We start from the raw sequence: 14,432 nt of genomic DNA, 5'->3' as shown, positions 1-14,432 counted from the left end.
CGCGCGGTCTCCGCACCGGCGGAGACCGCGCGGACTCACCAGCCCTCGGAGAGCACCCGGTCCAGCGCTGCCACGACCACATCCGCGCTGGACGCCGTCAGGCACAGCGGAGGCTTGATCTTGAGCACGTTCGAGCGCTCGGAGGTCGTGAGCACGACGACGCCCAGCTCGCGGAGCCGCTCGCAGATCGCCGAGGCCTCGGCCGCCGCGGGCACCATGCTCTCCCGGTCCCGGACGAGCTCGACTCCGAGATAGAGCCCTTCGCCGTGCACCGGGCCGATCAACGGATGACGCTCGGCCAACGTGCGGAAGCCTGCAGCCAACTGCGCCCCCACGACGCGGGCGTTCTCCTGCAGCCCCTCGGCCGCCATCGCGTCCAGCACCGCGATGCCGACGCGGCAGCTGAGCGGGTTCCCTCCGGCCGATGAGAAGAACTGCCCCTGGGCGGACAGCGCGTCGGCCACCCGCGTCGACGTGATCACCCCGCCGATCGGGAAGCCGTTGCCCATCGGCTTCGCGATCGTGATGACGTCCGGCACGACGCCGGACTGCTCGAAGCCCCAGAACGAGGATCCCATCCGCCCGAACCCGACCTGCACCTCGTCGGCGATGCAGAGACCTCCCGCCGCGCGCACCCTGGCGTAGGCGTCGACGAGGTAGCCGTCGGGCAGCAGCACACCGCCCGCGTTGCCCAGCACCGACTCGCAGATGAAGCCCGCGACGGGACGCCCCTCCTCGGCGAGCCGGTCCAGGTCGGTCCCCAGGTCGACGGCATACCTCGGCCCCGTGCCCTCCCCGCGGTAGGTGCCGCGGAAGCGGTTGGGCACGTCCGCGACGTGCACCCAGTCCGGACGGGTGGCGAGCGCATCGGGGTTGTCGTAGGCGCTCGTCGTGACGGCATCGCTGGCCATCGTCCACCCGTGATAAGCCTCACGCAGCGACACCACGGTCTTCCGTCCCGTGGCGGCCTGTGCCAGCCGCAGCGCCAGGTCGACGGCCTCGGAGCCGCTGTTCACCAGCAGCACCGTGTCCAGAGCGTCCCGGTCGGCCCCGCCGCGGCGCGCCTCGTCCGGCAGCAGGGCGAGCAGACGCTCGCTGTATTCGGCGAGCTCACGGTACAGGAATCGGGAGTTGGTGTTCAGGATCCGGATCTGCCGGTTCACCGCGTCGGCGACGCCCGGATGACCGTGCCCGAGACCGGTGACGTTGTTCACCATGTCGACATAGGCGCGCCCCGTGGTATCGACGAGATGGTGCCGCCAGCCGCGCTCGATCTGCGGCGGGCGCTCGTAGTACCGTTCCTGGGCGCTCGCGAAGATGCGCGCCCGGCGCGCGAGCTCGGCGGGCGCCTCATCCGACTGCGCGAGGACGGGCAGACCGAGCCAGGGCGCCGGGTCGGTGCTGAACCGGCGCCAGGCGGGCACCACCTCCGGGACGACGAGCGCGGCGTCACCGGCGTCCGGGATCGTCCCCGGGGCGTCGCGGCGCAGAATCGAGATCACGACGGCTCTGGCCGTCGTGCCGTCCGGGACCCAGCTGAGCCCCTGCCCTGCGACGATCTCGGTGCCCTGGTCGGGAGCGGATTCCGTGCCGCGGATCTCACAGACCCACCCGTCGCCGAACGCGATCCGCACCGTGCCGTACCCGGAGCCGTCGATCCGTCCGGACACCGGAGCGACGAGCAGCAGCCGTCCGCCGGCAGGCAGGTGGATCGTCGTCCCGATCGGCCAGGTAGGCGCGGCGTCCGCACTGTCGACGCGCGAACGGGTGAGCCGGTAGACGCCGTAGGGCATGACGGCTGCGGCGGCGCCGCCGTCGAGGGCGGTGCGGACGAGGGTCTCCTCGGCGTCGGACGAGAGCCATGCCCCACCGGCCAGGTCCTCGGACTCGACGCCCGGATCGAGGATCACGACCTCGCCGTCGAGCCCCGGCAGCAGCGATGCCAGCGGCGCTGCTCCGGCCTTCGCCGGCGCGGGCGCCGGAACGTCTGCTGGGACATCGAGACGGTCCTGCACCAGCTCGACCACGGTGGCCAGTCCGATGCGGGTGGCCGCATCGAAGATCGCCTGTTCTCCGGCGATGCGCTCGCGGGCGTAGTCGTTGCCCCCGTCGATCTCGAGCTGACGCCAGCCGCTCGCCACGAGCAGCGCGGCGCGCAGCACGATGAGCGGCCAGACCGCGCGGGCTTCTGCGTCGCTGAGCGGCGCGGTGGCGTGGAACGCCGCGATGGTCTCGAGCACGCGCAGCGGCCGCTCCGGCTCGTGATGCAGCATCGATGACGCGCACACCGCGAGCTCGGCGACGCGCCACCCGAGGCCCAGGTCGCCGAGGTCCAGCACGGTGCGCGGGTGCAGCCGGGAATCCGCGCCGCGCTCCCCCATGACGTTGTCATCGGTGAGGTCGCCGTGGATCGGCTGCACGGGCAGGTCTGCGGCGACGGCCCTCAGGAGGCGTTCGGCCTGCGCGATCGCCCCCTCGACGCGCCGACGCAGCTCCGGCTCCCCGATCGACGGCAGCAGACCGCGCGCCTCCTCGGCCGCGACCCGCATGTCCCACATCTGCGGACGGTCGAGGCCCGGATGATCCAGCGCGGCGAGCGCGTTCACCGACGCGGCGGCGAGGGATCCGAACTCCCGCAGCACCACCGGCGCGAAGTAGCCGGCGTCGACCATCGCCTCCCCCTCGGCGAAGGCGCTGCGCCGTACGGAGAACCCCCGCCAGCGCTGGGTGAGAGCGCCGTCGAGGCCAGGCAGCGCGGCGGGCACCGCGACACCCGCCGCACGGTAGGCCTCCAGCGCGGCATGCTGCGCATCGCGGGCGCTGTCCGGGAAGACGGGGTTGTCGACGCGCAGCACGCTGCGCACGCCGTCCGCGGCGGTGAGCAGGAAGTTGCGGTCCTGATTGCTGCCGAGCTCGGAGGCGGTGACGGTGATGCCCCAGAGCTCGCGCGCGATCACGACGGCGTCGGGCGCGGTGACATCGGGGCGCACAAGACCCCGGGCCTGCTGTTCTTGCACGGCGTTCCTTCGTCGAGAGTGGGAGGAGGATCCGGTCAGAGCGCGTGGTCGTCCACGTGCCGGGCGAGCGAGCGGGCGTAGCGCTCGGTCAGCTGCACCATGAGATCCGGCGTCGAGCGGTCCACGCCGAAAACGTAGCCGGGGAAGTCCAGCTCGTGCTGGGCCTCCCAGATCTGCTCGTGCCGCTCCGGCGAGAGGATGCGCACCGGATCTCCGACCGCGACCCAGCCGATCGGCACCACGGTCTCCGGTGGCAGCGTCGTGCGCAGGTGCACGACGGCGTTGATGCGCACCTCGCTGCGCTCGCCGATCACCGCGCCGTTGAAGATGCGGGTGCCGGTGGCGAGGAACACCTCGTCGGCGATCGTCGCGCCCGAGATGCTCGCCATCGGACCCACCAGCACGTGATCGCCGATGTGCACCGGGTTGGCGGCTGTCGCGCGGATGAGCGCGTTCTCCATCACGATCACGTGCTCGCCGAGCGTGATCGGGCCGCCCTCCGCGGTGATGACGGCGCCGTGCAGCACCTGGCAGTTGTCGCCGATGGTGACGTCACCGGAGATCACGGCGGACGGTGCCACGACAGCCGTGTCGTGGATGCGGGGCCGAGCCCCGAGGTGCTCGTAGATCATGTGACGAGCGTAGTGCTGCGGCGGCGGATCGTCAGGCTCCGACGGGCGGGAGCAGCCCCTTCGCCGCGGCCATCGTACGGGCGACGAGCAGCCCCGGATCCAGGATCTCGCCCTCGGCGATGAGACGGTCGAGCTCGGAGAGCGGGATGCGGACGGCCCGCACCTGCTCGCTCGGGTCGCCTGCGGACGCGCGGCCCGCGTGCACTCCGGGCGCGAAGAACAGGTGCGTCGCCCAGACGCTCCGTCCGGGATTGGCGAAGAAGGTGTGCAGCGGGATCAGGTCGGCCGCGACGACGCCGAGCTCCTCCTCGAGCTCGCGTCGTGCCGCCTGTTCCGGGAACTCGCCGAACGCGCCTGCGCCGCCGGGAAGATCCAGGATCCAGCGATCGATCGGATAGCGGTACTGCCGGGCCAGCAGCAGTTCGGCGCCGTCCTGCACGAGCACCGCGACCGTGAACGGCACGCTGCGGTCGACCTCGAACGTGGTGTGCTCGCCCGTGGGCAGCTGCACGTCGTCGACATCGATGCGCACCCTGCCGCGATGCGCCTCGCGGGTCGAGAGCCAGCGCCAGCGGGGATCCGCGGCCGGTTCCGGGCGCACCCGCGAGCGCCGCGTGGGCTCCGGCGCAGAGGCGGAGCCCACGACCAGGACGGGATCCGTCTTTCGCGCCTTGGACCGCGGACCGCCGACGTCCGCGGGCATCGCCGATGCCACGGCGGGCGCACCCGCGGGCTGCACCTCCTGCCGGCCCCGCATCAGCTGCTCCCGGACGAGGGCGCGCCCCTCTGCCGCCGACAGCGCGCGGTCGCGCCGCCGCGGCGCGGAGAGCTCGGTGCTCACGACGCAGCTCCCGCAGCGACGGCCGCCTCGGCCGGTGCGGACGCCGGGAACAGCGCCGTCAGCAGCTGGCCCGTCCACTCGACCGGATCCGCCTTGTCCGCACCCGGCATGGGCACCACGAGCGCCTCTCCCCCGCCGACGAGCTTGGCCTGCGGATAGAGCCGCTGCAGGCGCACCTTCATCGAGTCCTCGAAGCGCGCCGGCGCGACCCGCAGGTTCGACCCCATCGCCACCACGTCGGTGAGCCCGGCGCGCGCGGCACGACGCCGCAGCCGCGCGATCGCGACGAGGCCCTCGACCTCCGCCGGCGGTGCGCCGTACCGGTCCGTGAGCTCCTCGACCACGTGGTCGATCGCATCGTCCGCCGCGGTCGCAGTCGCCGCGCTGGACAGCTTCTGATACGCCTCGAGTCGCAGCCGCTCGCTGTCGATGTACGAATCGGGGATCCGCGCGTCCACGGGCAGCTCGAGGCGCAGCTCGGCGCCGGTCTCGGTCTCCTCGCCGCGGAACGTCGCGACGGCCTCTCCGATCATGCGCAGGTACAGGTCGAAGCCGACGCCCGCGATGTGGCCGGCCTGCTCAGCGCCCAGCAGGTTGCCGGCGCCGCGCAGCTCGAGGTCCTTGAGCGCGACCTGCATGCCGGATCCGAGGTCGTTGTTCACCGCGATCGTCTGCAGCCGGTCGGCCGCGGTCTCGCTCAGCGGCTTCATGTCGTCGTAGAGGAAGTACGCGTAGGCGCGCTCACGGCCGCGGCCCACGCGCCCGCGGAGCTGGTGCAGCTGGCTGAGGCCGTAGCGGTCGGCCCGGTCGATGATGATCGTGTTGGCGTTCGAGATGTCCAGGCCGGTCTCGATGATGGTCGTCGAGACCAGCACGTCGAACTTGCGCTCCCAGAAGTCGTCGACCACCTGCTCCAGTTGGTGCTCGCCCATCTGTCCGTGCGCGACGGCGATCCGCGCCTCGGGGACGAGCTCGGCGAGCTCGCTCGCGATGCGCTGGATCGACTGCACCCGGTTGTGCACGTAGAAGATCTGCCCCTCGCGGAGGATCTCGCGCCGGATCGCCGCGGCGACCTGCTTGTCGCTCTTCGGCCCCACGAACGAGAGGATCGGATGTCTGTCCTCCGGCGGTGTCTGCAGCGTCGACATCTCGCGGATGCCGGTGACCGCCATCTCGAGCGTGCGCGGGATCGGCGTCGCGCTCATCGCGAGGATGTCGACGTTGGTCTTCATCTTCTTGAGGGCGTCCTTGTGCTCGACGCCGAAGCGCTGCTCCTCGTCGATGATCATGAGGCCCAGATCCTTGAACATCACCTGGTCGGTGAGGATCCGGTGCGTGCCGATCACCATGTCGACGGAACCCTCCAGCAGACCGTCGAGCGTGAGCCGGGCCTCCTTGTCGGTCTGGAAGCGTGACAGCGGACGCACCTTGACCGGGAAGCCGGCGAAGCGCTCCGTGAAGGTCTCGAGGTGCTGCTTGACGAGCAGCGTGGTCGGCACGAGCATGGCGACCTGCTTGCCGTCCTGGATCGCCTTGAACGCGGCGCGCACCGCGACCTCGGTCTTGCCGAAGCCGACGTCTCCCGAGAGCAGCCGGTCCATCGGGATGGGCCGCTCCATGTCGGCCTTGATCTCGTCGATCGTCTGCAGCTGGTCGGGGGTCTCCGCGAACGGGAAGGCCTCCTCCAGCTCGCGCTGCCACGGGGTGTCCGCGGCGAACGCGTACCCCTTGGCCGCCATCCGCGCCGAATAGAGCTTGACGAGCTCGACGGCGATGTCGCGTACAGCCCTGCGCGCCTTGCCCTTGGCGGCGGCCCAGTCGCTGCCACCCATCTTCGACAGCTGGGGCGCCTCCCCGCCGACGTACTTGGAGAGCAGATCGAGCTGATCGGTGGGCACGTAGAGCTTGTCGCCCGGGTAGCCGCGCTTGGACGGCGCATACTCGAGCACGAGGTAGTCCCGCGTCGTCTTCACGGCGTTCCGCCCGCCCGACGAGACCTCGCGCTGGGTCATCTCGACGAAGCGCGCGATGCCATGGGTCTGGTGCACGACGAAGTCGCCGGCCTTGAGCTGCATCGGATCCACGACGTTCTTGCGCCGTGAGGCGAGCTTCTTCACGACGCGGGTGTCCCCGCCGATCGTGCGCCCGTAGAACTCGTTCTCGGTGATGACCGCGATCTTCGCGCTGGCGATCTGGAAACCGGACTCGATGGCCCCCGTGACGAGGGTCGCCACGCCGGGATCGGGGGCGTCCGGGAGCGTCTCCACGACCCGGGCCGCGATGCCGCGGTCGGCGAGCACGTCGCGCGCGCGATCGACCAGGCCTGCGCCGGAGGACACCAGCACCACCCGCCAGCCGTCGGCGACGCGGCCGGCGGTGAACTCGATCGCGCCGTCGACGTTGCCGTGGAACGACGGGATGGGTGCGGCGCTCACGCCGTCGGCGCCCTGATCGAACGCCGCGTCCTCGGCACCCGCGTCGAACGCGCTCAGCCGCCACCACACGCCGTCGCGGGCGTGCGCGGCGCTGCGCAGCTCGGCCACGGAGAGGAAATCGCCGGTCTGCAGGTCGATCGGCGCCGAGGCTCCCGCCGTCGCCGCGCTCCAGGCGGCATCGAGGAACTCGCGATTCGTCTCGCCGAGGCTCGCCGCACGGGCGCCGGACCGCTCCGGATCCACGAGGGCGACCGCCGCATGCTCGGGCAGGTAGTCCGTGAGCGGCACCACGGGACCGGCGACGACCGGCAGGAGCGACTCCATGCCTTCGACCGGGATCCCCTCCGCCATCTTCTGCAGCATCCCGGCAATGCCGGGGAACGCATCGACCAGCGCGCCCGCGCGCTCACGCACCTCCGCCGTCAGCAGCAGCTCGCGGCTGGCCGGCAGGGCGACGCTCGCCGGCGCCGCGGGCAGCGAGCGCTGGTCCGCGACCGAGAAGAGCCGGATCTGGTCCACCTCATCGCCGAAGAACTCCACCCGCGAGGGGTGTTCTGCTGTCGGCGGGAAGACGTCGAGGATGCCGCCGCGTACGGCGAACTCTCCGCGGCGGGACACCATGTCGACACGCGAGTAGGCGCGTTCCACCAGGGAGGCGGCGACGCCGTCGAGGTCGTAGCCGCGTCCGCCGACCGCGAGCTCGAGCGGTTCGACGTCGCCGAGTCCCGCCGCGACGGGCTGCAGCGCCGCGCGCACCGACGCGACGACGACGAGCGGGCGCTCCCCCGACCAGATCCGCATCCGGCGCAGGACCTCGAGACGGCGCCCGACGGTGTCCGGGCTGGGGCTGAGCCGCTCGTGCGGCAGCGTCTCCCAGGCGGGGAAGGACAGGATCTCGGCATCGGGAAGATAAGAGCCGAGGGCCGCGGCGAGGGACTCCGCGCGACGCCCGGTCGGCGCCACGACGAGCAGCGCCGCCGGCTTGCCCGCGGCGGAGCGACGCTCGAGGAGCCCCGCGAGCATCGGCGCGTCCATCCCGGCGCTCGCGAGCAGGTCGGCGTCGGTCTGCGCCCAGGTCAGGGCGTCCCGGAATCCGGACGCCTCCTCTTCCAGAGCGCGGATGATCCCCTGCACAGTCACCGGAAGAGTCTACGTGCCGTCGCCGACACGGGAGCCTTCGATCGCTTCTCGTCGTACGTCGGGTGCCGACCCTAGGATGAACGCGTGACCGATCCGCAGCAGCCCGCCCCCGTTCCGCCGCCCGCCGCGCCGGGATACCCGGCGCCGCCGGTCGCACCACCCGCCTACGGCGCACCACCTGTCTCGCCGTCCGCGTACGGCGCGCCGCAGCCCGGCCTGCCCACCGGGCAGGCCCCGGCGGGCGCACCCGCCTATCAGGCGCCGCCCGGAGCCTTCGCCGGCCCCGCCGGTGGCTACACCGCCCCCTACGCGCCGCCCTCGCAGCCGGCGAGCGGTGCCGGAATCGGTCGCGTGGCTCTGCTGCTCGCACTCGTGGCCACCGTCGTGCTCACGATCGTCGGCGCCGTGCTCGCGGGGATGATCGGACACGGCATCGGCGCCTCGACGGATCTGACGAACCTCGAGAACAGGGTGTCCGCCGACGATCTTTCCATCCTGACCCCCGTGCGCGATCTCGTGCTGTGGGTCGAGATCACGTCGTGGACGGCGACCGCGCTGGGCGTCTGGGCGCTCATCCAGGGCATCGTCGCGATCGCCAGGCGCCGCGGGCGCGGCCCCGGCATCGCCGCGGTCGTCATCGCCGCGATCGGGCCGTTCGTGTACGGCCTCGTCGGCTACGTGGCCTTCGTCGTCGCGCTCGGCCTCGCGGCCTCGCAGAACTGAGGCACGACCGCCTGCGCCCTCCGGCCTGCGGATCGCAGGATCCGGTCCGGGGCTGAGGCGGCGGATCGCGCCCGTCAGCGCGGGGCGTGATGCTTCTGCTGGGCGGCGAGCAGACCGTCCTCGACCAGCTGCTCCACGGCGTCCGCCGCATCGGCGATGAGGATCGGCAGGTTCGGCCGCTCGGTCGCGCCGAACGGCGAGAGCACCCAGTCCGCGGGGTCCTGGCGTCCCGGAGGGCGACCGATCCCGACCCGCACCCGCGGGAAGTCGGGCGTGGTCAGCACACGCGCGACGTCGCGGATGCCGTTGTGCCCGCCGTGCCCGCCGCCGACCTTGAGCTTGATCGTGTCGAACGGGATGTCCAGCTCGTCGTGGACCAGCACGATCCGCTCGGGATCGACCGAGTAGAACCGCGCGAGCGCGCCGACCGGGGCGCCGGAAACGTTCATGAAGCTGTTCGGCTTCGCGAGCACGAGCTTGTCGCCGCCGGGGCGCACCCAGGTCTCCACGACCCTGGCTCCCCCCTTGTGCTCGCGGAACGTCTCACCGCGGCGGGTCGCGAGCTCGTCGACGACCATCTGCCCGACATTGTGCCGGGTCGCCGCGTACTTCGCGCCGGGATTGCCGAGCCCGACTACGAGCCATGTCTGCGCCATGCGTCCATCCTCCCGGAGAGAAAGAAGAGAAGGGGGCGCGATCGAATCGCGCCCCCTTCTCGGAGTTCTAGAACCTGCGGGTCACTCCGACTTGGACTCGATCGCGTCCGCCTCGAGAGCGTCGCCCTCGGCCTCGGCGAGGGAGTCGGCGACGACCTGTGCGGAGACGGCCACGATGAGCAGCTCCGGGTCGGCGACCAGCGTGACACCCTTGGGCAGCTTCACGTCGGCGGCAGTGATGTGCGCACCCTCTTCGAGACCCTCGACGGAGACCTCGACGTGCTCGGGGATGTGGGTGGCCTCGGCCTCGACGGCGAGGTGCGTGTTCTCCAGCTGCACGATCGTGCCGGCGAAGGCCTCGCCCACGACGACGACGGGAAGCTCGATCGAGACCTTCTCGCCCTTCTTCACGACGAGCAGGTCGATGTGCTCGATGATCTGGTGCACCGGGTCCTTCTGGACATCCTTGACCAGCGCCAGCTCGGCGCGACCCTCGATGTCGAGCTCGAGCAGCGCGTTCGCACGACGGATGAGCAGGCCGACCTGGTGGCCGGGCAGGGCGACGTGCACCGGGTCGGTGCCGTGGCCGTAGATGACGGCGGGGATCTGGCCGGCGGCGCGCAGACGGCGGGCGAAGCCCTTGCCGAAGCTGGAGCGGAGCTCCGCGACGACCTTGTTGTCTTCAGTCATGATGTTCTCCTTGTTCACACGCTGCACGAAGGCTGCGCGGGGGTCTGGGTGCGTCGTCTCGACACGACGGAAGGAGAGCCAGAGCTCGCCGCGTCGATCACGGATGTACGCGCACGCGCGCCATCCCTCGCCGAGGACCACCCCATGCTACCCGAGTTCGGCGCATTCTTCTGACGGTAGGCTGTACGGCATGACCGATGGTGCATTCCTCTCCGAAGCGCTCGCCTGGCTGATCGGCCTGATGGCCGTGGGCGCGACGGTGCTCTGCTTCGGCGCGCTGTTCTCGCTCGGCCGCTCCGGCTACCGCAAGGACTGACGAACCACACGAAGAACCGCGCCGCCCATCCGGACGACGCGGTTCTTCTCGTGTGCGGCGAGAGTCACCCCACGCCGAGATAGGCCTCCTTGACGGCTGGATCGGCGAGCAGCTCCTTGCCGGTCCCGGTGCGGGTGATCGCCCCGGTCTCCAGCACGAAGGCGCGGTGCGCGCGGGCGAGCGCCTGGTTCGCGTTCTGCTCCACCAGCAGAACGGTCGTGCCCTGTGCGTTGATCTCGGTGATGATCTTGAAGATCTGCCGGATGAACTGCGGCGCGAGACCCATCGAGGGCTCGTCCAGCAGCAGCACGCGCGGCTGGGACATCAGCGCACGGCCGATGGCGAGCATCTGCTGCTCGCCGCCGGACATCGTGCCTCCCAGCTGCTTCTTGCGCTCGTCCAGCCGTGGGAACAGCGAGAACACGCGCTCATAGGACTCGGCGACGCCCGACTTGTTCTTCAGGCCGAAGGTGCCCATGTCGAGGTTCTCCAGCACCGTCATGCCGGGGAAGATCCCGCGGCCCTCCGGCGACTGCGAGATCCCCTTGACGACGCGCAGGTGCGCCTTCATCTTGGTGATGTCCTCGCCGTCGAACGTGATGGATCCGGAGGACGGCTGCAGCAGTCCCGAGATCGTGCGCATGGTCGTGGTCTTGCCCGCGCCGTTCGCACCGATCAGCGAGACGATCTCGCCCTCGTCGACCGAGAAGGAGATGTCGTGGATCGCCTTGATCCGCCCGTAGTGGACCGAGACGTCCTTCAGTTCAAGCAACGTCATCTTCGGGCACTCCCAGGTAGGCGGCGATCACACGGGGATCGTTGCGGATGGCGGCGGGCAGGTCGTCGGCGATCTTCTTGCCGAACTCGAGCACCACGATGCGGTCGGTGACGCCCATCACGAGCTTCATGTCGTGCTCGATGAGCAGCACCGTGTAGCCCTCATCGCGGATGGAGCGGATCAGGGCCATCAGGTCCTCCTTCTCGGCCGGGTTGAAGCCGGCGGCCGGCTCATCCAGGCAGAGGAGCTTCGGATCCGTTCCGAGCGCGCGGGCGATCTCGAGGCGACGCTGGGACCCGTAGGACAGATCCCGTGACCGCTTCTGCGCATGCTGCGCGATCCCGACGAAGTCGAGCAGGGCCATCGCCCGGTCCACCGACGACTTCTCCTCGCGCACGTGCCTCGGCAGCCGCAGCAGCGCTCCCGGCACCGAGGTGCGGTGCCGCGCGTCCAGCCCGACGACGACGTTCTCCAGCGCGGTCATCTCGCCGAAGAGGCGGATGTTCTGGAAGGTGCGCGCGAAGCCCAGACGTGTGATCTGGTGCTGCTTGCGCCCCTTGACCGACTGCCCTTCCAGCAGCACGTCGCCGCTGGTGGGCTTGTAGACGCCGGTCATCGCATTGAAGCACGTCGTCTTGCCGGCGCCGTTCGGTCCGATCAGGCCGAGGATCTCGCCTCGCTTGATGTCGAAGGACACGTCGTCCAGGGCGGTGAGACCGCCGAAGCGGATGGTGAGGTTCTTCACCTCGACCAGCTTCTCGCCGACCTCGACCTCGATCTCGCGCTCGGACTCCGCACCCTCGACGAGCGGCGGGTCCTCTCCCGGCACGATGTCGGGCTGTGCACCCTCGGGCACCTCGACGGATGCCGCGTCGTCCGTGACGATCTCCTCTCCAGGCGCGTCGGCCGGAACCCGGTTCTCGCTCGCATCGGTCATGACGCACCTCCCTCGGTGCTCGGCGTCGACGTTCGCGGCGGCTCCGCCCGGGGCGGTTTCGGCGGCGCCACCCAGTCGAGCGCCTTGCGCGAGTACGCCATGAGGCGCATCTTCGCGGGGATGAGGCCCTGCGAACGGTAGATCATCAGGATCACCAGGGCGACGCCGAAGATGAGGTACTTGTACTCGGCGATCGCGGTGAAGCGCAGCGGGATGTACGCGACGATCGCGCCGCCCAGGATCGCACCGACCTTGTTGCCCGTGCCGCCGAGGACGACCGCGGCGAGGAACAGGATCGAGGTCTGCACGTCGAACTTCTGGTTGTTCACGAAGCCGATCTGGCCGGCCATCAGCGCGCCGGAGAGGCCGCCGACGCTCGCGCCGATCGCGAACGCCCACACCTTGTACTTGAAGGTGGGCACGCCCATCGTCTCCGCGGCATCCTCGTCCTCGCGGATCGCGATGAACGCACGGCCGACGCGCGAGCGCTCCAGGTTGCCCACCAGGAGCAGCACGATGATCAGGATGGTGATGGTCAGCCAGTACCAGGGCATGCCGTTCGAGTTGGAGAAGATCGGCACCCCGGAGGCGGTCTCCCCCGGCGGGCGGCCGATGTTCTGGAAGCCGACCTGCCCCTTCATCGCCGGGATGATCGTCGCGAGGATCCGCACGATCTCACCGAAGCCGAGAGTCACGATCGCGAGGTAGTCGCCGCGCAGCCGGAGCGTGGGAACGCCCAGCACGACGCCGAAGATCATCGCGACGATCATGGCCGCCGGCAGGGTCCACAGGTAGGGGATCTTCAGGTACGGCGAGTCGGGGCTGGTGAACATCGCGGCGGTGTACTGGCCGACGGCGAAGAACGCCACGTAGCCGAGGTCCAGCAGCCCCGCGTAGCCGACGACGACGTTCAGCCCGACCGCGACGAGCGCGTAGACCGCCATCGAGAACAGTGCGATCGACCAGTTGTTGCCCGGCGAGGTGCTGAGCGGGAAGAAGTCCAGGAAGGGCAGCGCGTACGCGATCGCGACCACGGGCAGCATCCACGCCCACTGCATGGGACGCGACATCTCGTTCCAGCGCTCGCGGAGCCCGCGGAACGGACCGCGACGCACCGTCGCGATCGACTCGGTCTCGATCACCTCGCGGGCTGCCTCGGCCGTGGGCAGCGGGCGGGGACCATCGGATGAGGTGCTCATGCCTTGCTCCTTCCGAGCGTGGTGCCCAGGATGCCGGTCGGGCGGACCAGCAGCACGAGCACGAGGATGACGAAGGCCACGACGTCGGCCCACTGGGCGTCCCCGAGGAGGATCTGCCCGTAGTTGCCCACGATGCCCAGCAGGATGCCGCCGAGCAGCGCGCCGCGGACGTTGCCGATGCCGCCGAGGACCGCGGCCGCGAACGCCTTGACGCCGAGGATGAACCCTCCGTTGTAGATGACGCCCGAAGGCACCAGCATCACGTAGAACAGGGCGGCGGCTCCGGCGAGGAGGCCGCCGATGATGAACGTGATCACGATGGTGCGCTCCTTGGAGACGCCCATCAGGGTCGCGGTGTCCGGATCCTGCGCGACGGCGCGGATTCCGCGTCCGGTGCGGCTGCGGCGGATGAACATGTCCGTTCCGACCATGAGCAGGATGGCGGCGACCACGATGATGATCTGCTGGTTCGTGATGATCGTGCCGAAGACGTCGAAGACCGGCTCCGGGATGAACATCGTCACCGCGGGTTGCGCGTTCGCCCCGCCGATGAACGGCAGGAAGATGAGGTACTGGATCGCGAACGAGACGCCGATGGCGGTGATGAGGAACGCGAGCCTCGGGGCATTGCGTTTGCGCAGCGGTCTGTACGCCACGCGTTCCACGAGGAAGGCGGTGACCGCCGAGGCGAGCATGCCGACCACGAGCGCCAGCAGCAGATCCATGATGATCTCGAGCGGGCCGATCGTCGGGGCGCTCGGGCCGAAGCCGAGCGTGGTCAGGGTCACGACCACGCCGTACGCGCCCACGATGAAGACCTCGGAGTGGGCGAAGTTGATGAGGCTGAGCACGCCGTAGACGAGCGTGTAGCCGACAGCGATGAGGCCGTAGACGGCCCCGAAGGTCAGGCCGTCGAACGTCGCGCTCCAGAAGTTCTGGAAGAGGGCGTTGACGTCGAAGTTGATCCAGGAGTTGTCCGCGTGCACGACGGACAGGGCGAGGAGATCCAGCATTCGGGTTCGCTTCCACAAGGGGGCCGGCGCATCGTCGCGCCGGGAAGGAGCAGGG

Annotated in this window: 12 protein-coding genes; 2 read left to right on the top strand and 10 right to left on the bottom strand. The window is 70.3% G+C overall.

Annotation, left to right across the window (positions count from 1 at the left end; all coding sequences use genetic code 11):
- Positions 1 to 35 precede the first annotated feature (35 nt).
- The 4 genes from LXM50_RS06700 to mfd are packed head-to-tail and all read right to left on the bottom strand — an operon-like array spanning position 36 to position 8,065.
- Positions 36 to 3,017 (bottom strand): aminotransferase, encoded by a 2,982-nt coding sequence (locus LXM50_RS06700; protein WP_233310534.1) that lies wholly within the window; start codon positions 3,015 to 3,017, stop codon positions 36 to 38.
- A gap of 35 nt (positions 3,018 to 3,052) precedes the next feature.
- Positions 3,053 to 3,649: a gamma carbonic anhydrase family protein gene (locus tag LXM50_RS06695; protein WP_233310533.1), complete on the bottom strand. Its 597-nt coding sequence runs from the start codon at positions 3,647 to 3,649 to the stop codon at positions 3,053 to 3,055.
- Between the two features lie 31 nt (positions 3,650 to 3,680).
- On the bottom strand, positions 3,681 to 4,490 hold the full coding sequence (locus LXM50_RS06690; protein WP_233310532.1) for an NUDIX hydrolase: 810 nt from the start codon (positions 4,488 to 4,490) through the stop codon (positions 3,681 to 3,683).
- On the bottom strand, positions 4,487 to 8,065 hold the full coding sequence (gene mfd, locus LXM50_RS06685; RefSeq protein ID WP_233310531.1) for a transcription-repair coupling factor: 3,579 nt from the start codon (positions 8,063 to 8,065) through the stop codon (positions 4,487 to 4,489). The genes LXM50_RS06690 and mfd overlap by 4 nt, the downstream gene beginning before the upstream one ends.
- 84 nt (positions 8,066 to 8,149) lie before the next feature.
- On the opposite strand from mfd, the gene LXM50_RS06680 reads away from it, so the two are divergent.
- Entirely contained in the window at positions 8,150 to 8,788 is a 639-nt protein-coding gene (locus tag LXM50_RS06680) for a hypothetical protein (RefSeq protein ID WP_233310530.1), read from the top strand.
- 74 nt (positions 8,789 to 8,862) lie between these two features.
- Here LXM50_RS06680 and pth read toward each other — a convergent pair whose 3' ends face one another.
- Positions 8,863 to 9,444, bottom strand: a complete 582-nt coding sequence (gene pth, locus LXM50_RS06675; protein ID WP_233310529.1) for an aminoacyl-tRNA hydrolase — start codon at positions 9,442 to 9,444, stop codon at positions 8,863 to 8,865.
- Positions 9,445 to 9,525: 81 nt separating this feature from the next.
- Positions 9,526 to 10,134 carry a 50S ribosomal protein L25/general stress protein Ctc gene (locus tag LXM50_RS06670; RefSeq protein ID WP_233310528.1) on the bottom strand — a complete coding sequence of 203 codons (609 nt, stop codon included), beginning with the start codon at positions 10,132 to 10,134 and terminating at the stop codon, positions 9,526 to 9,528.
- A 190-nt stretch (positions 10,135 to 10,324) separates the two neighbouring features.
- Here LXM50_RS06670 and LXM50_RS18515 point away from each other — a divergent pair, with 190 nt between their 5' ends.
- The gene (locus LXM50_RS18515; protein ID WP_258955456.1) at positions 10,325 to 10,450 is read left to right on the top strand and encodes a hypothetical protein; all 126 of its coding nucleotides are present in this window, start codon (positions 10,325 to 10,327) and stop codon (positions 10,448 to 10,450) included.
- Between the two features lie 64 nt (positions 10,451 to 10,514).
- Here the strand turns inward: LXM50_RS18515 and LXM50_RS06665 are convergent, their stop codons facing one another.
- From LXM50_RS06665 to LXM50_RS06650, 4 genes are read right to left on the bottom strand one after another with little or no spacing between them, the layout of a single operon-like run.
- Positions 10,515 to 11,222 (bottom strand): ABC transporter ATP-binding protein, encoded by a 708-nt coding sequence (locus tag LXM50_RS06665; RefSeq protein WP_374107813.1) that lies wholly within the window; start codon positions 11,220 to 11,222, stop codon positions 10,515 to 10,517.
- Positions 11,215 to 12,165, bottom strand: coding sequence for an ABC transporter ATP-binding protein (locus tag LXM50_RS06660; RefSeq protein WP_233310526.1), 951 nt, complete (start codon positions 12,163 to 12,165; stop codon positions 11,215 to 11,217). The genes LXM50_RS06665 and LXM50_RS06660 overlap by 8 nt, the downstream gene beginning before the upstream one ends.
- On the bottom strand, positions 12,162 to 13,364 hold the full coding sequence (locus LXM50_RS06655; RefSeq protein WP_374107810.1) for a branched-chain amino acid ABC transporter permease: 1,203 nt from the start codon (positions 13,362 to 13,364) through the stop codon (positions 12,162 to 12,164). Before LXM50_RS06655 ends, LXM50_RS06660 begins: the two co-directional genes overlap by 4 nt.
- The gene (locus tag LXM50_RS06650; RefSeq protein WP_233310525.1) at positions 13,361 to 14,377 is read right to left on the bottom strand and encodes a branched-chain amino acid ABC transporter permease; all 1,017 of its coding nucleotides are present in this window, start codon (positions 14,375 to 14,377) and stop codon (positions 13,361 to 13,363) included. The genes LXM50_RS06655 and LXM50_RS06650 overlap by 4 nt, the downstream gene beginning before the upstream one ends.
- Positions 14,378 to 14,432: the final 55 nt, after the last annotated feature.

It is taken from the genome of Microbacterium sp. Au-Mic1, from assembly GCF_021341785.1.
In the GTDB taxonomy this organism is placed as follows: Bacteria; Actinomycetota; Actinomycetes; order Actinomycetales; family Microbacteriaceae; genus Microbacterium.
Note: the sequence above shows the minus strand (reverse complement) of the source record. Positions and strands in the feature narration are given on the sequence as shown.

What these genes read in the sequence shown, in the direction of transcription:
- LXM50_RS06650 (WP_233310525.1), bottom strand. Translation starts at nt 14,377, where the DNA reads ATGCTGGATCTCCTCGCCCTGTCCGTCGTGCACGCGGACAACTCCTGG.
- LXM50_RS06660 (WP_233310526.1), bottom strand. Translation starts at nt 12,165, where the DNA reads ATGACCGATGCGAGCGAGAACCGGGTTCCGGCCGACGCGCCTGGAGAG.
- LXM50_RS06695 (WP_233310533.1), bottom strand. Translation starts at nt 3,649, where the DNA reads ATGATCTACGAGCACCTCGGGGCTCGGCCCCGCATCCACGACACGGCT.
- LXM50_RS06655 (WP_374107810.1), bottom strand. Translation starts at nt 13,364, where the DNA reads ATGAGCACCTCATCCGATGGTCCCCGCCCGCTGCCCACGGCCGAGGCA.
- LXM50_RS06670 (WP_233310528.1), bottom strand. Translation starts at nt 10,134, where the DNA reads ATGACTGAAGACAACAAGGTCGTCGCGGAGCTCCGCTCCAGCTTCGGC.
- pth (WP_233310529.1), bottom strand. Translation starts at nt 9,444, where the DNA reads ATGGCGCAGACATGGCTCGTAGTCGGGCTCGGCAATCCCGGCGCGAAG.
- LXM50_RS18515 (WP_258955456.1), top strand. Translation starts at nt 10,325, where the DNA reads ATGACCGATGGTGCATTCCTCTCCGAAGCGCTCGCCTGGCTGATCGGC.